Source organism: Ochrobactrum sp. PL_is483, assembly GCF_055816855.1.
This window is the reverse complement of record NZ_JBVPGS010000034.1, coordinates 111,476-132,401: the sequence shown is the minus strand read 5'-3', so window position 1 is coordinate 132,401 and position 20,926 is coordinate 111,476. Positions and strand designations below refer to the sequence as shown.

The window sequence follows — 20,926 nt, the reverse complement described above, 5'->3', positions numbered from 1 at the left end:
GGGTGCAAATGCCACATTCAATCCACTGGCAGGCGATAGCAATCTGTTTTTTAAACTTTATGACATCTATTATCCACTGCCCACCGGAACAGGAATTCCTCCTTCATGTCCCTTGCCATGTTGCCGACCATTGCCGTCATCGCCGACGCACATTTCCACGATCTCTATGGCGATTATGATTTCAAGGGAATTGAAACCGAAAACGGCCTCATGACTGCGCGGGGGCTGACCGATACGGTTCGCTCGACACGCGTTTTCAACGAAAGCTATCATGCGCTCAGCGCAGCACTCGATGAGGTTGCCAGACGCCAGATCAAGCAGGTTGTCCTTCTGGGTGATTATTCCGACGATGGCCAGGTCTCGACGCTTGCCGCGCTTCAGCGCGTGCTCGATTCCTATCGGCATGCCCATGGGATGGTTTTCACCGCGGTTCCCGGCAATCACGATATTTTCGGCCCCGCCGGACGCCATCACGGCAAGCGCCTGCTAAACGCTGACGGCAGCTACACTTTCGTGGCAAGCAGCACAGAGTTCATCGATAACGAGGCAAATGGCTTTGTTCTTACGCCCAAAATGTACTGCAAGGGCTATCCTGAAGGCTTGCAGACGATAAGCGGTCTCGGCTTTTTTCGCAGGGAAAGCGACCTGCATTGGGAAACGCCTTTTGGAACAGACGATGCGCCTGATAGCCGACTTTATCGTGTAACCTCGCCGGACGGTCGTAACCGCTACACCCTTATGGATGCGTCCTATCTGGTGGAACCGGTGCCCGGTCTCTGGCTGCTTATGCTTGATGCCAATGTCTTTGCGCCACGCGATGGAGACTTTGCGGACGGAGAAGCGCGAGCCTTCGTGGACAGCACCAATGCTGGCTGGAACGCCATGATGGAACATAAGCAGTTTCTCTTTCAATGGATGCAGGACGTGGCCCGACGCGCGCGCGAAAGCGGCAAATGCCTGCTTGCCTTTTCGCACTATCCGGCCATCGACATGCTGAACGGCACGAGTGCGGATGAGTTTTCGCTCCTTGGCCCGACCGGAGCTGTCAAAAGAACGCCCGCACCGGCAACGGTGGAAGCTGTTGCGAAGACCGGAATTGGCGTCCATTTCAGCGGCCACCTGCATATCAACGATACGGCAAAGGCAAAAGTCGGCCAGGATTGGCTGATCAATGTCGGCGTGCCGTCGCTTGTGGCCTTTCCGCCCGCCTTCAAGATCGTCAAGGCAATCGGCAGCGACATCCATATCGAAACGGTCATGCTCGACGGGCTTGCCCGGGACGTTAATCTCGACAAACAATACCGAACGGAACTGGCGGTTACCCGCAAGGACGTCGGCGCCATTCTCGATACGCCGGACTATGGTTCGTTTTTATCCGAACATGTGCAGCAGCTCGTCATTCACCGCTATCTGCGCAAGGAATGGCCGAAAGATCTGGCTATGGTCGCCAAATTTCTGATGCTGACCGATCTGCTGCCTCTGGTAGGGCAGACTTCATCCATGGGCATGGACGAGGCGACCGGCATATTCATCGCTATATGGAAAGATCGTGTTTCAGAGGACGAAATCAGGGCTTTCTGTGCCGAACATGCCCTGCATGACGAGACACTTCAAAGCTTATCGTTTGTGGATTTGCTGGGCGACTGGTACCGCCTGCGCAAGGCAAGCGAACTGGCGCTTGGGTGGATATGTCCGCACCGGCTGCGCATCTACAAGACATTCATCGCGCTTTTTGCGTTGAGAACCGACGAGCCGGGCAGCTTGCAGGAAAAAATCGGTATTCTGTTGCGCATGATGGCGGCTTATCTGGGCGACCTGCCTTCACGTAATTTTCGGATCGATCTCAGCGACGGCTCCATCCAGTCTGCCTAGAGCGCATTCCGAAAAGTGTGAAACGGTTTTCGGAAAAAATGCGCGGTAAAATAAATAGTTAGAGCGCCGATCTGATCCAATCAGATCGGCGCTCTAATGCCGACTGCGCTCCTGCGTCAGTTCTGCTGTGGTCTGGCTCAGCCTGTTGGCCAGAACCCGCATGATTTCGATCGTCATTTCGGGATAATCGGCCAGCAGCTTCAGGAAGTTTTCCTTGTTGATGCGCAGAGCCTCAAGCGCCGTGGACGCCGTCACCGTTGCGGTGCGCGATACGTCGCACAAAATGCCGATCTCGCCCACGATTGAATCATGCTGCGCTTCCGCGATCTTGATCGCTCCGTCCGGCGTGTCGACGAGAATATCGGCATTGCCCGAAAGAATGACATAGGCTGCGTCCGCCACATCACCCTGTTGAAAGAGCGACTGATTGGCCTTGTAGCTGACCCGGTCGGAGGTAAAGGCGAGAAGCTTCAGCTTCGCCGGCGCTACACCGGCAAAAAGCGGAATGCGTCGCAACATCTCCACTTCGTCTTTTAGAAGCATGAACCCACCATTTCCTTCCCCCTGCTCTCCAGATCGATCCCACGGCAACCGCCGGACAGGTCTATTGCGCCACCAGTTCCTTGAACACGCCACCCTCCGCGAGCAGCGCCTCGTAGGTGCCATCCTGAACCAGACGACCGCCTTTGAATACGATAACGCGATCAAAATTACTGGCGAGAGGAAAATTACTCAAAGCCCATATTATAGCGGGCGTATGTCCCTCTTTATGGAGATTTTGCATAATATTTTCCGCGATCTGAATTTGTATCCGCTGGTCCAGCGCCGGCAAGGGTCTGCTGAAGATCACGTAATCCGCATGCTTGAGCAGGGCGCGCGCCACATTGATCTTCTGGCGCTGGACGCTTGTCAGGCGTTTTCCGCCTGAGCCGACGTCGAAATCAAGCCCTATCGAAAGGATCGCCTCGGACTGGCCCAGATCCTCGAAAAGGTCGATCAGGATCGCCCGGATGCGTCCCATGGCATCCGCCTGCCCGTAACTCACCTTGCCGAAAAGCAGATTGTCGAGCAGGCTAGCGCTCGAAATAAACCTGTCCGGATGATAGGTCTCGATCACGGCTTGCAGGTCGGGCGGCATGTCCTGCGCCACCTGTTTTCTTGCCGCAACGATCTTGGCTTTCAGGGCATCGGTCAGCAAGCCGAAGCGATGGCGCGGTTCGATATAGGCGAAGCTCAGGCGAGCGATGCTGCCCCAGTCCTCCGGTGAAACGGCTCCCACCTCGACATCTTTCAATTTCTGCAGCAGCAGCTGGTAGTCCGGAATATCCTCCGGACGCATGAATGTCAGCTGTTGAAAAAACGGGTGGTCGGGCGGCAGATCCCGGAAAAGTTCGATCGCGTTCTCCGCAATTTCGCGACCCATATGATAAAGATCCACATGGAGATCGTTTTCGCTCATGACCTTTTTGAAGAAAGGATGCGCCGCCAGTTGCCGGATCGTCATGGACGAACGGTCGAGCACGCCGAAAAGCATATTTTCGCCGACAGTTGCCTGCGGATTATAAATATCCGGCTCGAATGGAACGACAAGATCGGCAAGCTCTTCCTGTTCAAGCCTGTCGCGCAAGGCCTGCCGGAATTCCACGATACGATCCACCAGCGCCGGATGCGCAATCGTATCGACCTGTGAGCGCAGCGCCAGATCGATGATGTCCTGCTTGATCATCACGGCCTCCAGCACGGGGCGCACGACCTTGTAGAGCTCGGATGCGTCCGATATGCCCATCGACCCGTAATCGACCCAATCGCTGTTCAGGTCGAAGGCGGGATTCTTCGCTCTCTTCGCCTCTTGGACCTGCCAGTGTCGCTCCATCGCCGCAGCCCCGTCGTACTGGACTTCGGTCAATGGCGCGTGCTTGAGGCCGTAGAGCAGATTGTCGCGCAGCGACCCGCTGAAGAAATAGGCATCTGACGAGGCATAGGCGATGCGGCGACCCGTGACCGATTCCGGCAGGGCAAAAATATCGTGCCCGTCAATGGTCAGCCGTCCTGAATCGGGCCAGACAAGCCGCGCCAGAAGCTCGGCGAAAACCTCGGTGCCGCTGCCAGCCGGTCCGATGACGGCAACCGTCTCGGTCGGGCGGATTTCGATATTGAGATTTTCGAGCAGGCGTCCGCCACTATCATCCAGAACCGTTACATTGGATGCAACGATTGAATGGTTCAGCGGCGGGGTTGTCTGGTACTCGACCGCATGGATTTTCGGATCGATCAGATTATCGACGCTGAACTGCTCGACGACCTGCGCATATTTAACCTGCACGTCCTGCCGCGACTGGTCCCAGTCGATCAGTTCCTTCAAAGGTCCCGGAAGGTCCTTGTAGGCATTGATCACTGCCACAAGCTGACCGATATCGAGACGGCCTTGCAGGGCAAAGATGCCACCGAGCATGTAGAAAAGGAACGGCGTGACCTGCGCCAGGAAGTTATTGATGAACTTGACCAGAAACTTCCACTGGTAAAGATCATAGCGGATCTTGAAGATGCGCCCCAGCCGCTCGGCGATATCGGCGCGCTCGAAATTGGACGTATCATTGCTGTGAATGGTGCTGATGCCATCGACAATCTCACCCACCCGCCCCGAAAGCTGACGGGCCGTAAGCTGGCGCTGGCGTCCCAGCTCCAGCAGGCGCTTGCGCATTCTGGGGATGATGATGCCCTGCACCGCGACGATGGCGGCTGCGATCATACCGAGCCAGAAATTCTGCATCACGATGAAGATCAGCGCCGTCAGCGCCTGCCCGCCCAGAAGAGCGGGCTGCACGAACGCATCGCCGGTGAAACCGCCCATCGGCTCCACTTCGTCCTTGATCATCGTCGCGATTTCCGCCGAGCGGACCCGCTTGAAATGATGGGGCGGAAAACGCAGAACTCGGTCGATCAACTCGAAGCGAATGCGTCGCAGCATGCGCTCGCCAAGGCGACCTTTATAGGTGTTGATATAGAGCTTGAAGAGGCCATTGACGACGACAAGAAGCAGGAAGACCAGGCTGAGGCCCACCAGCATCTCGATGCGGTTGAGCTGCAAGCCGCCGAAGAACACCACCTCTCCGAAATAGGGGATGTTATAGGCGATGCGCATGAAGGTCTGCGTCGCACCCGGCGTCTCGAACCCGCTGCCCTGAATGGGCCCGTTAATAATCTGCTTGGGCAGGTCGAACGACAGGAAATAGGGGATCATCGACAGTGCGACGACCAAAAGAATCCATGCCTGCTGAAGACGTGTCGAGGACCAGATATAGCGGGCGAGGCTTTTTTCCATGGGGCACCAGACGTCAGATCAACAGGATGCTTTTTCTTCCTATATGCGATTAATGAAAACTACTCTATCTTTTTGTTTATACCGGTAAAATCGTTCGCTTGGCACAGTATACGGCAAACAAGCACGCGATTTTCACCGGGTTAAACACCAGCTGGCGTCAAGCCAGCAAGGCCGCCTGTTCGGCTGAAACCACATAGACCCGAAGTGGATTTGATCGCCCGCGAATTGCAATATCTTCCGCCTCCAGATCTTCGACCGTCATGCCGGCGCGGGTTGCGACGGGTTCCGACAGGACGATTGCCGCCTGTTGTTCCTTGGCGACGCTTTCCAGCCTGCTGGCAACGTTGACGGTATCGCCCACCGCCGTCAGCCCCTTCACCTTGTCGTAGCCCATGGTTCCGACAATGGCAGGGCCGGTATGGATGCCGATGGCGACCCGCAATGGCAGCGAAAGTTCATCCGCCATTTCCTCGTTGAGGCGCTCTATATCCCGCACGATCTGCGCTGCGGCGGCAAGGGCATTCCGGCAACCATCCTCGCTTGATCCGCGCAACCCGAACAGCGCCATGGCGCCATCCCCGATGAATTTATCCAGCCTGCCATCGACTTGCTGAACCGCCTGCCCGACAATTGCAAAATATCGGTTCAGAAGGAAAACGACATCGTAAGGCAGCTTGGTTTCTGCCAGCTGTGTGAAGCTGCGCAAGTCGCAAAACAGAACCGTAATGTCCCGCTCCTGCCCGGCGACGGTCAATTGCGCCGCGCCCTCCGAAGCGATGTCGGGGTCCGGCATGAGCAGGGGCACGACGCTGACATCTTTTTCCGGGCGCAATTGGCAACCGAGGCGAACATCGCCGTCGGCACCGATACGATGCAGCGTTTCCTGTTCGATGGAACCGGGTTCCGGCAATTCGTCGCCGCCCTTGACCACCCTGACGCGGCAGGTGGAGCAACGGCCTTTGCCGCCGCATATCGAGTAATGCGGAATCCCCGCAGACCGGCTGGCTTCAAGAATGCTGAAGCCGCGTGGAACAGCTACGATTTCGCCGCTGGGATAAGTGACCCTGATCTGGTTTGCCCATTCCCGCCGGCTGCGCATGGCGCGGCACATAAACAGCAGCGCCAAAGCCGCGCCGAACAGGCCGTAAAGCGCCAGCCTGATTTGAAACTGGCTTGCCGCGTCAATGGCGCGCGAAAGCCGTGTGGTCTCGCCGCCGGACAAGGAGGCCGCTTCCACCGGAATACTGGCCAGCAACCGCCCGGAATTTGCAAATCCGAGCAAAGCAAGGACAGGCAACAGAATGGCCATGCTCAACAAAAGCGGCGCGGTGCGTTGAAACCAGCGGCGCGGGCGAAGCCAGAAATAGATGCCGATACATCCGTGCGTCCACGCGACGAGAAGAGCGACGCTCTGCTTCATACCGTTGAAAGGCGACGCCACCCACAGCGTATGAATGACACTTCGATAGGTATCGCTATAGCCCACCAGCTCATGCCGGATGCGGGTGCCGATCACATGTTCCATGATCAGAAGCGGGATCAGCAGGCCCAAGAGAATCTGCATGGTTTCGCCGAATGGCAATTTCAGCGAGCGCCGCTTGTAGAGCGAGCGAAGCACAAGGCTCAGATGGATGAAAATAGCGCCGTAGAGCAGCGTTGTTCCAACCGGATTGCGCCAAACAAGCAGAAAGAGCAGCCTGCCTTTTTCCGCCGCATTCAGCGAAATCAGATTCAGCGCGTGATTGCTCATGTGCAGCGCGAGGAACGTTACCATGACAAGGCCGGATGCCAGCCGAGCTTTTCGCAACAGACGCTCGGATGGAAAACGGGCTTTTGTCGGTGCTGTCATTCAGGCTTTGAACCGGTTTCTGGTAGGCCGCGCATATTGGCAGTCATCTTATAGCATGTCTGACCAACGGGGAATCCGCATTCGCGTATATCTTATTGGAGAGAACGAAGGTAGCGGGCCGTTTTTCGGGCTCCGTCGAGATCCAGCGCGGCGGCGGGCGGCGGCGGATTTTCAAGCGCTTCAGTAATGGCATCGCTTAAAACCTGAACATCGAGACGATCTTCGGAAATGGCAATGGCAAGCCCCATTTCCTCAAGGCGCTCAGCCCTTACCGCCTGCTCCGTTTCCCCGCCTTGCGTGAACGGCACCAGAATGGCCCGGCATCCCGCCTGCAACAGATCGCAGACCGTGTTATATCCGGCTTGCGATACCGAAACCTCGGCTCCCTGCAATAGCGATGGAAAATCCTTGCGGAAGCGCACGACCTGCACATTGGACGGGCTGTCTTGCAGGAGCTTCTGGAAATCGGCTTCCGGCAGGTTGGGGCCAGCGATGACACACCAGCTGCGCTGCGTGTGCTGTCGGGCAGCGCCAATCGCGGCGTTCACCAATGCGGCCCCCACCGCGCCGCCGCCCGCGGAGACGACAATATCGAATTTTTCTGCGCTGGCAGGCGCGGGTGGAGCCGCAACCAGACCCGTATGAACGATGCGGTCGGCAATCTCTTCCGCCAGCGGAAAACTATAGGACAAAGGCACGAAATTCTCATCGCCATGCACCAGAACACGGTCAAAGTGGGCCTTGATGAGAGCAACCGTTTCCTCGTTGCGGCCCGGTTTTGTCCGCTGCTGAACAATGTCGCGCACGGACGTGATGAGCTTCGGGCGCGGCGTGGAATTTTCGATGGCCTCGATCAGCGGAATAAGCTCAAACCGCATCTGCCGCCGTCCGAACGGAAAGGCCTCGATAATGACTATATCCGGCTTCAACCGGTGAAATATCTCCAGCAGCTCATCCCGCCGCCGCGCCAGAAAAGCTTCGTCCGCATGCTGGCCATTTTCATCGGCAAGACCGGAAAAACCGGCATTGCTGGCAACGACCGGAGGCAGCGCAATTGCCGCAATACCATCCGCCGGAAACCCCGGAACGGGAAGGCCGCCTGTCACCACGGTCACGTCGAAACCGTCATCCTTCATTGCCGACGCAATGCGGCTTGCCCGCGCAATGTGCCCGATCCCCAGAAGGTGCTGCACATAAAACAGGACTTTCGGACCGGGCGTTTCAGGGCTGCCGCTCATGCTTTCATCCATTCCCGCTCAAACAGATCCGTTAGCTGCCGGATGCTGGCGTGGTGATCGAAATGGTGGCGAACACGATGCTCTGCCGCCGCCCCCAGCCGATGGCGCAATTGTGGGTCTGCCGCAAGCCGGGCCAGCGCGGCAGCAAAAGCTTGCGCGTCTTCGGAAGGCACCAGAAGGCCGTTTTCGCCGTCGCTCAACAGTTCCGGGACACCAGATATGTTGGTCGAGACACAGACAAGATTCTGGCTTGAGGCTTCGACAATCACATTCGGCAGCCCGTCGCGGTCGCCATCGGCCGTGATCCGGCATGCGAGCGCGAAGATGTCCGATTGACGGTAATGCTGCAGCACTTCTTCCTGCGCCAGCGCGCCTTTCCATTCGATCCGGTCGGCGAGGCCAAGGGTTTCAGCCAGTGGCTTCAAACGAGCCAGTTCATCGCCGCCGCCAATATGCGTGAAGCGCCAGTGTAGACCGGGCGGCAACAACGACAGAGCATGCAAAAGCACGTCATAGCCCTTCTTGGGCACCGCCCGCCCGACGCTGAGGATACGCAGCGGATCGCGGGCGTCGGTTCCGTCTCGCGACGAGCGCGGCCTCTCGAAGAGGCCAAAGCGGTCGAGATCAAGCCCGTGATAGCTCAGATGGACCGCTTCCTTGCGCGGGGTGAGGCCACGCATATGCTCATAGCCGGTACGCGTGCAGGTGACGCTCCAGCGGGCGCGCCCGAGCTTTTCCGCCAGCTCCCAGTCCGGCGAAGTCCAGATATCCTTGGCGTGCGCAGAACATGTCCATGGCACGCCGGTCAGAAGGCTTGCATAGGCCGTCACCGAGGCCGGTGTGTGGATGAAATGCGCATGCAACCATTCGCCCCCGTCCGGCCATTCATGGGCAAGCACCATCGCCTGTCCCAGCCGCCGCACGCGGTTGGGCGTTAAATCCCGCCGCAAATCCTTCCAGAACTGGCGCAAAAGCGGACGAAAGCCGGGGCGACGCCAAGCCGCCAGAAATCCACGCCAGACCCGCAACGGCTCCTCATAAAGATATTCCGGCAGATAGACGACGCGGGCCTTGATCTCGTCATGGATCGGGTGCCGTTTCTTGTCGGTCGGACGGCGCATCGAAATGAGCGTCAGGTCGAAGCCGGCACGCTCCAGCCCCAGAAGTTCCTGCGCGATAAAAGTTTCCGAAAGGCGCGGATAGCCCTTCAACACCACAAGCAATTTTCGACGAACAGGCATGGATGCCGGATTATTTTGCAGCAATGAGTATCTCCGCAGCCGCCTTCTGCTCGCTCTCATCCAGCCATTTCCCGACAATTTGGGAAATATGCGATAGCCCTTCCAGACGCATATCACTATTGCCCTCCGATGGCGGCACCCGGTCGGGCAGACGTTGCAGAACATCTGCCAGACGTTGCGGATTGGCGGCCTCCTCCGGAAGCAGCATTTCGATCAGATTGAGCTCGGCCGCCCGGCTGGCGCGGATCAATTGTTCCTCCCGCGGCTCAGTGCGCGGAACGATCAGCGCCGGCTTGTCGAACGACAAGATCTCGCAATAGGTGTTGTAGCCGCCCATGGCGACCACGGCTTTTGCACCGGCGATCAGGTCTTCCATGCGGTTATCGAACTCGATCACTTCGAGATGGGGAATATTCTGGGCGCTTTTACGCAGCCTCGTCCGTTCCTTTGCAGGCATATAGGGGCCGAGAACGATGAAGGCGCGATGGTTGAGTTCCGGCACTTGTCGATAGGCATTGATGACATTGCGCACCAGATCTGCGCCATCGCCGCCACCCCCGGTCGTGACAAGAATATAGTCTCCCTCCGGGACATGTGGCGACGATGTCTTGTCCTGTGCGAGGCTGCGCTGGAGAAAACCAACGAAATTCATCTTGCGGCGAACGCTCTCCGGCACGTCCATGTCGACCAGCGGATCGTAGAAATCCGGCGGCCCGTAAACCCAGATATTGTCGTAATACCGGTCGATCTTCTCGATAACGTCGTTCTTCTTCCACTCCGCTTCCAGAAGATGCGGCGCATCCATCACCTCGCGCAGACCCAGAACAAGCTTGGTGCCGCGGGCCTTGAGATAGGCCAGCGTTTCCTCCACTTCGCCCTTCAGCCCCATCGGCTCCTTGTCGACGATGAAGATATCGGGCTGGAAGGTCTCCGCCGTATGGCGAATGATCGACTGGCGCATCTTGAGCGTTTCATGGAGGTCGATATGGCGGGCCATCGACGTATATTCGCCATTGCGCAGCTTGATGACGCTCGGCACTTTCACGAAATCGACACGGGCGCGATAATCGAAAGCGCCCGCGATCGTGGCGCCCGACATGATCAGAACGTTCAGTCCACGATAATCCTCGACCAACGCATGCGCGATGGTTCTGCAACGTCTTAAATGCCCCAGCCCGAACGTATCGTGACTGTACATGAGAATACGCGCATCCTCAAAACGGCGCATCATGTTCAAAACCTTTCCGGTGCAGGACATGCTTGCAGCTCATTCAAGGTGAAATATTCAGAACCGGTAAAGACGGCGATGCTGGGAAAATGCACGCGGTGTGGCCTCATGATTGCGTTTATCTGTAAGGATCAGCTGCATCGCGCAAGCCATCTCCCAAAAAATTGAACGCGAGAATGACTAGAATGACGGGAACCATGGGCAGAAGCAGCCAAGGATAGAACGCGATGACACTGACGTTGCGGGCCTCGGTTAAAAGGATTCCCCAGCTCGTTATAGGAGGTCTAAGCCCAAGTCCTAGAAAACTCAACGCTGTTTCCCCAAGAATCATTCCGGGGATCGATATGGTGGCCGCCGCAATCAGATGCGACATGAAGCCGGGCACGAGATGCCGACCGATGATGCGCGGGCTGCTTGCCCCCATCAGTTGGGCAGCCAGAACGTAGTCCTCCTCGCGCAGCGCAAGGATTTTCGAGCGAACGGCGCGCGCAAGTCCGGTCCAGTCCAGCATGCCCAGAATGATGGTAATGCCGAAATAGATCAGGATCGGGCTCCATGAAATCGGCATCACCGCTGAAAGCGCCATCCACAATGGCAGGCTCGGCAAGGCCTGCAAGACCTCGATGATCCGCTGGACGATCAGATCGAACCAGCCGCCGCGATAACCCGCAATGCCGCCGATGATAATGCCGAGCACGAAGCTGATAGTGACGCCCAAAAGGCCGATGGTCAGCGAAATCCTCGCGCCATAAATGATACGGGACAGCACGTCGCGGCCAAGGCGATCAGTGCCAAAAAGAAACATCTGCCCATCCGGTGCCGGACAGACCAGATGAAAATTGCTGCTCAACAGCCCCCAGAACCGGTAATTGTCGCCCCGGCAGAAGAAACGCAGCCGCTGCACATCCGCTCTGTTTTCAGTGTAGACGCGCCGCAGCGTATCGATATTGAGGGTCATCTGGCGACCATAAACGAATGGCCCGACGAATTTTCCTTCGTGAAACAGATGCACCCTTTGCGGAGGGGCATGGATGAAATCGACGTTGCGCGTATGCAGATTATACGGCGCCAGAAATTCCGCGATGACGATGGCGCCATAGAGCAGGATCAGGAAAATGCCGGATACAAGCGCAAGCTTGTGACGCCTGAACTTCCACCACATCAACTGGCGGTTGGACGCGAGATGGATTTTCGCCTGCGCATCCGTCATCTTCTCGACGGAATATGGATCGAACGGCGCGTCTGACACGAAATGCGGAAGCGGCGCGCCCGGCGGCGGAAGCATGGTGCTCATTTTCTGTGCCCCCCTTGCAGCCGGATGCGTGGATCCAGGATCGCCAGGGCGATGTCGGATATGAGCATTCCGATAACCGTCAGAAACGCAAGGAACATCAGGAAAGACCCGGCCAGATACATGTCCTGGCTTTGCAGCGCCTTGATCAGCATCGGCCCCGTGGTTTCCAGCGACAGCACGATTGCCGTGATTTCGGCGCCCGATATGATCGTCGGCAAGATGGAGCCGATGTCGGCCACAAAGAAATTGAGCGCCATGCGCAGCGGATATTTAACCAGAGCGCGGAACGGATGCAGGCCCTTGGCCCGCGCCGTCATGACATATTGCTTCTGCAACTCGTCCAGAAGATTGGCGCGCAACCGCCGGATCATGCCCGCAGTTCCGGCGGTTCCGACGATGATCACCGGAATCCACAGATGCTCCAGAATGGATTTCGCCTTCGCCCAGCTCATGGGTTCGGCAATATATTTCTGATCCATCAGGTGACCGATGGACGTCCCGAACCAGATATTGGCGAAATACATCAGGATCAGCGCCAGCATGAAGTTCGGAATGGCGATGCCGAGCAGCCCGAACAGCGAAAACCCGTAATCGCCCCAGCTATATTGATGCGTCGCCGAATACATGCCGATGGGAAAGGCGATCAGCCAGGTCAGGACAATGGTACAGAATGAGACGAGGATCGTAAGCCACAGCCTGTCGCCGACCACCTCGCTGACCGGCAGCTGATATTCGAACGAATAGCCGAAGTCCCCCTGGAGCATTCCGCCCAGCCAATAAAAATAGCGCACGACCGGTGGCTTGTCGAAACCGTACTGGCGGCGCATCGCCTCGATTTCCTGAAGATTGACCGTTTCGCCCTGTGCCTGAAGCTCGGCAATCTGGCTTTCGAAGAAATTTCCCGGCGGCAGCTCGATGATCGTGAAGATAAGCGCCGAGATAATCAGCAAGGTCGGGACCATGGCGGCGATGCGCCAGAGAATATAGCGCAGCATCTCAGCCCTCTCCCGCCAGTTTTTGCTTCGGGCCCTCGGGCGTGTCGGCCAACCAGAACGTATCCGGCATATAAACGCCCAGAAACGAAGTCGGATTGAAGCCCCATAATCCTTTTTCCGGGACATTGCGCAGATAGGATGTATGCAGGATCGGCTGCGGCGTGCCATTGACCAGACCGATCGAGAACACCTGATCGGTGAAGATCGAAAGCATCTTGTGCCAGATTTCGGAGCGCTCGCTCATATGCGCGGAGGAGCGCCATTGCTTCTGTAGCGTACAAAGCTCGACCGCTTCGGGCAGATCAGGTGCCTTGCCCTTTGCGCCGAGCGACAGCTGATACATGCCCCAGAGCGGCCATTGCAGCTGATCGTCGGAGCTTGGCGCCAGTTGGGCAGGATTCATATCTGCGGTGGCAACGGCGTTCTCAAGCCCGAACCATATGGACATCATGATCCGCCCGCCCATGGCGCGGGACCGGAAAATATCACGCTGGCTGGTGCGGGTGAACAGCGCTATGCCGATCTTGCGCCAATGATCCGTGACCAGTTCCAGCACGTCCGTATCCAGCGTGCTTTCACCTGCCGATTCAATCGTGATCTGCGCGAGCCGTCCGTCCGGCAACAGGCGGATGCCGTTCGCATCGCGCCTTTGCAGACCGGCTTCATCGAGCAGCGCATTGGCCTGATCGGGATCGTGTTGAATCCACGCATTGGCATATTCAGGCTTATAGAGTGGGCTTTCCGGCAGCAAGGTGTCGGCGCTGGGCGTACCCAGTCCATAAAACACCGCCATGTTGATCTCATGCCGGTCAATGCCAAGCGAAAGAGCCCGCCTGACGCGAACATCCCTGAAAAGACCGCGCCACACATCGTCCGCGCAGTTGAGATTGGGCAGGATCGCGAGACGTGATCCGCGTATCAGCTTCCATAAATGGACTTTCACGGGATAGCGTTTTTCGGCATCCTTCAGAAAGGCATAGTCCGTAAAATCGATATTCGTTGCCTGAAGATCACTCTCTCCGGCACCGGCCTTGGCCGGAATGATGGAGGATGAACTGACATTGAGGATAACCCGGTCGATATAGGGCAACTGCCGCCCGTTCTCATCAATGCGATGGAAATAGGGATTGCGCTCGAACACGAATTGTTCGGCTGGCGGCGCGGTCATGTTGCGCCATGGATCGAGAACCGGCAGTTCAGGATTTTCCGGTCGATACTGGCGTGAAACCTTCGTGTGAAGCTCGGTCCATTTCTTGACGCGATACAGATTCATGAGCGACGAGAGGCGGAACGGATCCTGATATTTCGGATGGAACTGGCGCAGATAATGAAACGGCCCGGCAAGGACTATGGGCTGTGTGGCCGCCAGACTGGGTAAAAAATCCGGGTTCGGCGATTGCCAGCTATAACGGACAGTCCGCTCATCAATCAGCTCAAATTGCGGCAGCTTGCCATCGATGCGCAGTTCGAGCGCACCGCCATCCGGCGTCAGATCCGGGTTGAGAATGACATCATTCCACCAATAGGCAAAATCCAGGGCTGTAAACGGTTGGCCATCCGACCATCGATGCCCTGCGCGCAGATGAAAGGTGAAAATCCGGTCGTCCTGCGCCTCCCAGGAATCCAGAATGTCGGCCTGCAATTCAAGCCGCTCATTATAGCCCACCAGACGCGCATAACCGTTGATGGTCATGTAGCGGATATCTTTCTGGCTGCCGATGATCGTGCGCAGCTCTCCGCCATAACGGCCCGGCTGGCGCCCCATGTCTTTCATGCGAACGACACGCGGCTGCGCGGGAATCCGTTCGCCAATCGGCGGCAGGCTGCGGGCGAGCAGATGCGCGTCAAAAAAATCCGGCTCAAGGTCCCAGTCGGCAAGAGCTGGAAGCGGGAGAAGAGAGGCGGCTGCGCCGCCCAGCAATGTTCTGCGGGTGATCAATTTCTCAACTCCCCGATCGTCGCTGAGCTGCTCGCCAGAACCAGATGGCCGTTGCCAAGATCGACCGACGCCAGATCGCCCGTCTCCCCGGAAAAAAGCGGCCCCCAGCCACGCCGATCCGACGCCCCGCTGCCACGCAGGGTATCGAAATCCAGCGGCCTGTCGAGGTCCGGGAAAGGTATGGCGGCAAGCAGGGCCTGCGTATAGGGATGAACCGGCCTGCGCAGAATGATTTCGCTTGGCGCCAGTTCGACAATCCGTCCGCCGCACATGACGGCGATCCGGTCGGCCATGTAATCGACCACCGCCAGATTGTGCGAGATGAAAAGATAGGTCAGGCCGAGTTCCTTCTGAAGGTCCTTCAGAAGATTGAGAATCTGGGCCTGCACCGAAACGTCGAGCGCCGACACCGGCTCATCGCAGACCACAAGCTGCGGTCCAAGCGCCAGCGCGCGCGCAATGCCGATCCGCTGGCGCTGACCGCCGGAAAAGCTGTGCGGATAACGGCTGAGATAGCGCTCATCGAGGCCGATCGCCTGTATCAGCGCCCGCACTTTCTGCTGACAATAGGCTTTGTCGCCACGCTTGTGGATTTCAAGCGGCTCGCTCAGGATGCTGCCGACAGTCATGCGCGGCGAAAGCGACGAGACCGGATCCTGAAATATCATCTGGATTTTTGTGCGCAGATCCATCAGCTGCGCGCCCTCAGCGGCAAGCACATCCACCGGTCCGTCGCCATCATCGAAGGTAACCGAACCCTGATCGGGCGTGACGGCCCGCATCAAAATTTTGCTGACTGTCGTTTTTCCCGAGCCGCTTTCGCCGACGAGGCCCAGACATTCGCCGCGCTTTATATCGAAACTGACACCATCGACGGCGCGCACCGAAGCTGCCTTGTCATCGCCGAACAGGCCCGCCTTGCGAATGGTGTATTCCTTGGTGAGATTGCGCACGGACAGCAAGATTTCCGGCGCGTCGCCCTTAGGCGGCTTCTTCTTCCATAGCGTTTCGGCCTGAACCGGAACTTCGCGCAGGGCCTTCAGGCGCTCGCCGGGGCGCATGTTGAAATGCGGAACAGCAGCCATCAGACCTTTCAGATAGGGATGCTGCGGATTGCGGAAAATTTCCTCCACCGGCCCGGCTTCCAGAATTCGTCCGTGATAGATGACCACCACTTCATTGGCCAGATTGGCCACCACGCCAAGATCATGTGTGATCAACAGCATCGCCATGTTGAGCTTATGCTGCAAATCGCGAAGCAATTCGAGAATCTGCGCCTGAATCGTCACGTCCAGCGCCGTCGTCGGCTCATCGGCGATCAGAAGCGCCGGGCGGCAGATCAACGCCATGGCGATCATGGCGCGCTGGCGCATTCCGCCGGAAAGCTCGAAGGGATACATGTCGAACGTCCGCGACGGGTTGGAGAAGCCAACCAGCCCCAGCATTTCCTCCGTGCGGGCGCGCCGCTCGGCCTTCGTCATCTCGGCATGGATCGTCAGCACTTCGCTGATCTGGTTGCCAACCGTATGGAGCGGTGACAGCGACGTCATCGGTTCCTGGAATATCTTGGCGATACGGCTGCCGCGCAGGGCGCGAATTTCAGGCCCGTCATTCACCAGCTTGAGAATATCTGTCGTCTCGCCATTCACCGGATCGGTGAACAGAATCTTCCCTTCGGCCTGGCCGTTGCGAGGCAGAATTCCCATGATCGACTGGCTGATAACGGATTTACCGGAGCCGGATTCGCCAACGAGCGCTGTCACCTTGCCGGGCAGAATGCGCAGATTGGCATCGTTGACGACGCTCCACTTGTTGCCCAGCGTGGAAAAGGAAATATCCAGACCCTCGACGCGTAACAGATCCGTACTCGACTTCATGCGAAATTACCGATCCCCAAAGCGTCTTTCGCGGCCACGAATTGAGCCTAGCGCAGCGTCAACGACGTGTCCAGAGCAGTCCACCGTCCCCTGCGGCCCGATCAAAAAACCGGGCAGAATTTTGCCTCCATCACGTCCTCGCAGCGGGAGGAACGACGAAAATGATCGTAGTAAAGCGTCCAGTCCGTCTTGTCGGCAGCCCGGTAAGGCCCGAACTTGAAATACTGGTTGGCGCCCAGTCCCGGATCATTGTGACCGATGCGGCCCTTCACCGTGACAACCCATTTGTTGTTGGCGAATATCTCGATGTGCCCGGACCCGTCAGGACCGGGTTTCGTATAGATCGCAAAGTCGATCCAGCCGGAGTGCGGCGACGGCAGTTTATTGCCGCGATCGATGACGGTCATCGCGCTCGTCCGGCTATCGAAACGCGGATCGTCCTGCGTGGTCCAGCCCTCCTGACTGGCGACCAGAGCACGCATCTGGTTGACATCCGGGCGAAACCAGACCGGCGTGCCTTCAGGCTCGGAAGGTTTGGCGTTTACTTCGGCGGGCGTGATATAATTGGTCTCGACCGTCGCGAAAAGTTTGCCGTTGTTCAGCCGAAGCGCCAGAAACGGGCTGAAATCACCCTCCGCGCCCGGTACGATCTCACGTTTCCACTGCGCTATCAGATAGCGGTGGTCGCCACTGGGAATGGGGTCGGCGAACCGGACGGCAAATCCGTACCAGATACCCTGATCGTAAGGCACGCGTTGATCGGTCTTCTCCCATATTTCCGCGCGTTCGCTGCAATTTTTCTTGGTTTGAGGGCAAAGGGGTTTGACGCTCAGTTTCAGCGCCTTGTTGCCCTTGAAGGTGACGTCTGACTGAAACTCGACAGTGCCTGCGCTTTGCTCGAAATTGCGACGATAATAAAGACCGCCTGACGGAGAAAAATCGGTGCCCTCGAAATCATCGCCGCGAGGTGTATTCCAGGCCTCCATTGCTACCGCCGCCGGAATCGAGATGAACAGGAGCGCAGCCAGAGAGAGGACGACACGCTTCATTTTGTGGCTTTCTCCCCCGTTTGGGAGACCTTTGAATCCGCGTCGCGATAGAGCAGCATGATCTGTTCCGCTTCGGACAACCCGCCTGCGTTGAAGCCGTCCGCCAGTTCGTCCGCATTACAACATGTCAGCGAGTTTGGACGATAGACCGTCACTTTCTGTCCCACACCGCGCAACTTTTCGTCCCCAAGCTTTACCCAGTCCCCGCCGCTATAATTCACGAAATTTCCGCTGGCGATAATTTCCGACGAAAATCGCTTCGTCAAGGCTTGCAGGCGCTGCGCCTCATTGACGGCGGAACCGAATGCCGAGAAGGTCAACCGGTCTCGCAGGCCGACATTTCCGAACATCACATTGCCCACATGCAGCCCGACGCCGTATCGGATGGCAGACTTGCCGTTCTTTCGGCGCTCCCGGTTCAGACTGGCCACATTGGCTTGCGCCTGAGCCAGTGCCGACAGCGCCGCCTGACAGGCAACAACCGAAGGTTCACGGTGGCGGCCACACGGATAAACGGCCAGAAAGCCGTCGCCGATGAAACTGAGGATCTCGCCGCCATTGCGGTTGAACGGAGCCGCCAGAGCATCGAAGAACTGATTGAGCGTGTCGATATAGACCTGCCGCCCCTCTTTCTCCGCAAGCGCGGTGGATTGGCGCATATCGCCCATGACAAGTGCTGCTCGTATGGTTTCGCCATCGCCGCGCTTGATCTGGCCGTTGAGAACGCGCCGGCCGGCATCGCCGCCCAGATAGGTAGTCAGCATGCTGTCCGTCAGTTTGCTGAGCACAGCGATTTTCGCCGCAACCGCCAGATGACTTTGCAGTTTCAGAAGAGCGCCAATCATGTCGTCATCGAAGCCGGAGCGGCTGTCCGTTGCCCACGATCCCATCATGCCCTGCATGGAATGAGCGCCGAATGGCTGGATGAATGCCAGATAATCGGTCATTCCCTGCTGTTTCAGCTCTGTAAAGACCGGAAATTCATCGACGGAATCCGGTGTGAAGCGACGACGCAGATGGTCGAGCTTGTTGGAAAGCAGATAGTAGTACGGACTTGCGCGAAAACGTTCGGAATTTTCGCCCTGCCTGTGCCTGTATCCCTCAATGGTCAGGCCCTGTGTACGATGCCATGTAAAACCGACGGCATCATAAAGGGGATGCAACATCGAGAATGTCATATGCGCCCGCGCGACCGGCAGGCCAGCGGCGGCGAGGCGCTCACAAAACCCCAGAAGGATGGTTTGCAAGGTCTCTCCCGCCATCGATGATCGCGTCAGCCATTCGGCGGCCTTGTCGAGAAGGACGGTCGATACGCCGGTTTGGGTCTTGCGCATGGTTGTGACCTATAAAATGCACTTCCGGCAAAGCGTGAAAAAAACCTTGCATGGGAGATGCGAAAAACGATGGTTAGGAAGCTGCGAACAGAATTCAAATCACGAGATTCTGAGCTTAGTGCATTCCGGCAAAGGTGCGAAACAGTTTTGCGTGGGATAAGGCGATGATGTGCCAGTGACGCAATTGGGAAACAGGGTCAGGCATTCTTGACAGGTTTCGGCAATCAAGCCATCTAGGGTCAGGACCTGCTAATTTGATGAAAATGATGTGGGGAAAAGGACTGCGCGCGGTCCGTCATCGATCCTTGCTTTCCATTTAAAGAAAGACGCTCCTTTGACCGTTTCCCGGGCCAGTTTTCATGATTTAGCCCATCGCATCCAGGACCGGAGCGCGCGTGTCGGCGTTATCGGCCTCGGTTATGTGGGGCTACCGCTTGCCGTCACCGTTGCCGCCAGCGGTTTCCGTGTCACTGGTTTTGACATCGATGTGGAAAAGATCGTTTCGCTTGATGCACATCGATCCTATATCGAAGCGGTGTCGGATGACGTGCTGGCGAGGGTCAGCAAGGCCGACCGCTTCGCTTCGACCACCGATTTCAACGCGCTGGCTGCCTGCGATGTCGTTATCATCTGCGTACCCACGCCGCTGACCAAGCATCGCGACCCGGACCTTTCCTTTGTGATGGCGACGAGCCGGTCCATCGCATCCACGTTGCGTCCCGGACAGCTCGTCGTGCTGGAATCCACCACCTATCCGGGCACGACCGATGACGTGGTGCGTCCAATTCTGGAAGAAACCGGCCTGAAGTCCGGCCAGGATTTCTTCCTCGGCTTTTCGCCCGAGCGTGAAGATCCGGGCAACCGCCATTTCGAAACCTCGACAATACCGAAGGTCGTTTCCGGCGACGGCCCGCAAGCGCAGCAACTGATGGCCGCCTTCTATGGCGCAGTCGTCAAGACCGTGGTGCCCGTCTCGTCCAACGCAACCGCGGAAGCCGTAAAGCTGACGGAGAATGTCTTCCGCGCCGTGAACATCGCTCTCGTGAACGAACTCAAGACCCTTTATACGGCGATGGGTATCGATATATGGGAGGTCATCGAAGCCGCGAAGACGAAGCCCTTTGGCTATATGCCGTTTTATCCCGGCCCTGGGCTTGGCGGTCATTGCATCCCGATCGATCCCTTCTACCTGACCTGGAAATCGCGCGAATTCGAGCTGCCGACACGGTTCATCGAGCTCGCAGGCGAAATCAACTCGGCGATGCCGCGTTATGTGATCGGGCGGCTGGCGGAAGCGCTCGACATGCGCGCCGGCAAGGCTCTCAGCCGCTCGACCGTTCTCATCATCGGTCTGGCTTACAAGAAAAACGTGCCTGACATCCGGGAAAGCCCGTCGCTGCGCCTGATCGAACTTATTGAAGAACGCGGTGGCCGGACCGATTATCATGACCCGTTCGTCGAGGAGATACCACGCACTCGCGAGTTCCTCCACCTGATGGGCAAGAAGTCGGTCGCTCTTTCGGCAGAACAGTTAAATCAGTATGACGCCGTGCTGATAGCCACTGACCACGACGCCGTCGATTACGAGTGCATCGTGAAAGAAGCAGCGCTGATCGTGGATACCAGAAACGTGCTTGGCAAGCTGGGATACAGAGCTCCGCACATTATAGGCGCGTAACCTGCCAGCT

The 20,926-nt window shown here is 57.5% G+C and carries 14 protein-coding genes; 2 read left to right on the top strand and 12 right to left on the bottom strand.

Annotated features, from left to right (window positions below):
- Positions 1 to 105 precede the first annotated feature (105 nt).
- Positions 106 to 1,872 (top strand): metallophosphoesterase family protein, encoded by a 1,767-nt coding sequence (locus AC0TNJ_RS10890; RefSeq protein WP_473771112.1) that lies wholly within the window; start codon positions 106 to 108, stop codon positions 1,870 to 1,872.
- Positions 1,873 to 1,965: 93 nt separating this feature from the next.
- On the opposite strand, the gene AC0TNJ_RS10885 is transcribed toward AC0TNJ_RS10890, so the two are convergent.
- The 12 genes from AC0TNJ_RS10885 to AC0TNJ_RS10830 all read right to left on the bottom strand — a co-directional run bounded on the left by AC0TNJ_RS10885 (position 1,966) and on the right by AC0TNJ_RS10830 (position 19,238).
- Positions 1,966 to 2,415 carry a Crp/Fnr family transcriptional regulator gene (locus AC0TNJ_RS10885; protein ID WP_122000862.1) on the bottom strand — a complete coding sequence of 150 codons (450 nt, stop codon included), beginning with the start codon at positions 2,413 to 2,415 and terminating at the stop codon, positions 1,966 to 1,968.
- 61 nt (positions 2,416 to 2,476) lie between these two features.
- The gene (locus AC0TNJ_RS10880) at positions 2,477 to 5,194 is read right to left on the bottom strand and encodes an ABC transporter ATP-binding protein (RefSeq protein ID WP_122000861.1); all 2,718 of its coding nucleotides are present in this window, start codon (positions 5,192 to 5,194) and stop codon (positions 2,477 to 2,479) included.
- 157 nt (positions 5,195 to 5,351) lie between these two features.
- Positions 5,352 to 7,043 (bottom strand): adenylate/guanylate cyclase domain-containing protein, encoded by a 1,692-nt coding sequence (locus AC0TNJ_RS10875; protein WP_473771111.1) that lies wholly within the window; start codon positions 7,041 to 7,043, stop codon positions 5,352 to 5,354.
- 92 nt (positions 7,044 to 7,135) lie between these two features.
- On the bottom strand, positions 7,136 to 8,281 hold the full coding sequence (locus AC0TNJ_RS10870) for a glycosyltransferase family protein (protein ID WP_473771110.1): 1,146 nt from the start codon (positions 8,279 to 8,281) through the stop codon (positions 7,136 to 7,138).
- The gene (locus AC0TNJ_RS10865) at positions 8,278 to 9,522 is read right to left on the bottom strand and encodes a glycosyltransferase (RefSeq protein WP_473771232.1); all 1,245 of its coding nucleotides are present in this window, start codon (positions 9,520 to 9,522) and stop codon (positions 8,278 to 8,280) included. The genes AC0TNJ_RS10870 and AC0TNJ_RS10865 overlap by 4 nt, the downstream gene beginning before the upstream one ends.
- A 10-nt stretch (positions 9,523 to 9,532) precedes the next feature.
- Complete coding sequence (locus AC0TNJ_RS10860; protein ID WP_473771109.1) at positions 9,533 to 10,753, bottom strand: glycosyltransferase family protein; 1,221 nt, start codon at positions 10,751 to 10,753, stop codon at positions 9,533 to 9,535.
- Between the two features lie 115 nt (positions 10,754 to 10,868).
- A complete protein-coding gene (locus AC0TNJ_RS10855) occupies positions 10,869 to 12,044 on the bottom strand; it encodes an ABC transporter permease (RefSeq protein ID WP_473771108.1) in 1,176 nt (391 codons plus the stop codon).
- A complete protein-coding gene (locus AC0TNJ_RS10850) occupies positions 12,041 to 13,039 on the bottom strand; it encodes an ABC transporter permease (protein ID WP_122000858.1) in 999 nt (332 codons plus the stop codon). Before AC0TNJ_RS10850 ends, AC0TNJ_RS10855 begins: the two co-directional genes overlap by 4 nt.
- 1 nt (position 13,040) lies before the next feature.
- Complete coding sequence (locus AC0TNJ_RS10845) at positions 13,041 to 14,978, bottom strand: ABC transporter substrate-binding protein (RefSeq protein ID WP_473771107.1); 1,938 nt, start codon at positions 14,976 to 14,978, stop codon at positions 13,041 to 13,043.
- On the bottom strand, positions 14,975 to 16,855 hold the full coding sequence (locus AC0TNJ_RS10840; RefSeq protein ID WP_473771106.1) for an ABC transporter ATP-binding protein: 1,881 nt from the start codon (positions 16,853 to 16,855) through the stop codon (positions 14,975 to 14,977). Before AC0TNJ_RS10840 ends, AC0TNJ_RS10845 begins: the two co-directional genes overlap by 4 nt.
- A gap of 101 nt (positions 16,856 to 16,956) precedes the next feature.
- Positions 16,957 to 17,904, bottom strand: a complete 948-nt coding sequence (locus tag AC0TNJ_RS10835; protein ID WP_473771105.1) for a polysaccharide lyase family 20 protein — start codon at positions 17,902 to 17,904, stop codon at positions 16,957 to 16,959.
- On the bottom strand, positions 17,901 to 19,238 hold the full coding sequence (locus AC0TNJ_RS10830; protein WP_473771104.1) for an adenylate/guanylate cyclase domain-containing protein: 1,338 nt from the start codon (positions 19,236 to 19,238) through the stop codon (positions 17,901 to 17,903). The genes AC0TNJ_RS10835 and AC0TNJ_RS10830 overlap by 4 nt, the downstream gene beginning before the upstream one ends.
- 334 nt (positions 19,239 to 19,572) lie before the next feature.
- Between AC0TNJ_RS10830 and AC0TNJ_RS10825 the strand changes: the two genes are divergently transcribed.
- On the top strand, positions 19,573 to 20,916 hold the full coding sequence (locus AC0TNJ_RS10825; protein ID WP_473771103.1) for a nucleotide sugar dehydrogenase: 1,344 nt from the start codon (positions 19,573 to 19,575) through the stop codon (positions 20,914 to 20,916).
- Positions 20,917 to 20,926 lie beyond the last annotated feature (10 nt).

Coding starts and splice junctions, on each gene's coding strand:
- AC0TNJ_RS10890 (WP_473771112.1), top strand. CDS start 106: ATGTCCCTTGCCATGTTGCCGACCATTGCCGTCATCGCCGACGCACAT.
- AC0TNJ_RS10885 (WP_122000862.1), bottom strand. CDS start 2,415: ATGCTTCTAAAAGACGAAGTGGAGATGTTGCGACGCATTCCGCTTTTT.
- AC0TNJ_RS10880 (WP_122000861.1), bottom strand. CDS start 5,194: ATGGAAAAAAGCCTCGCCCGCTATATCTGGTCCTCGACACGTCTTCAG.
- AC0TNJ_RS10875 (WP_473771111.1), bottom strand. CDS start 7,043: ATGACAGCACCGACAAAAGCCCGTTTTCCATCCGAGCGTCTGTTGCGA.
- AC0TNJ_RS10870 (WP_473771110.1), bottom strand. CDS start 8,281: ATGAGCGGCAGCCCTGAAACGCCCGGTCCGAAAGTCCTGTTTTATGTG.
- AC0TNJ_RS10865 (WP_473771232.1), bottom strand. CDS start 9,522: ATGCCTGTTCGTCGAAAATTGCTTGTGGTGTTGAAGGGCTATCCGCGC.
- AC0TNJ_RS10860 (WP_473771109.1), bottom strand. CDS start 10,753: ATGATGCGCCGTTTTGAGGATGCGCGTATTCTCATGTACAGTCACGAT.
- AC0TNJ_RS10855 (WP_473771108.1), bottom strand. CDS start 12,044: ATGAGCACCATGCTTCCGCCGCCGGGCGCGCCGCTTCCGCATTTCGTG.
- AC0TNJ_RS10850 (WP_122000858.1), bottom strand. CDS start 13,039: ATGCTGCGCTATATTCTCTGGCGCATCGCCGCCATGGTCCCGACCTTG.
- AC0TNJ_RS10840 (WP_473771106.1), bottom strand. CDS start 16,855: ATGAAGTCGAGTACGGATCTGTTACGCGTCGAGGGTCTGGATATTTCC.
- AC0TNJ_RS10835 (WP_473771105.1), bottom strand. CDS start 17,904: ATGAAGCGTGTCGTCCTCTCTCTGGCTGCGCTCCTGTTCATCTCGATT.
- AC0TNJ_RS10830 (WP_473771104.1), bottom strand. CDS start 19,238: ATGCGCAAGACCCAAACCGGCGTATCGACCGTCCTTCTCGACAAGGCC.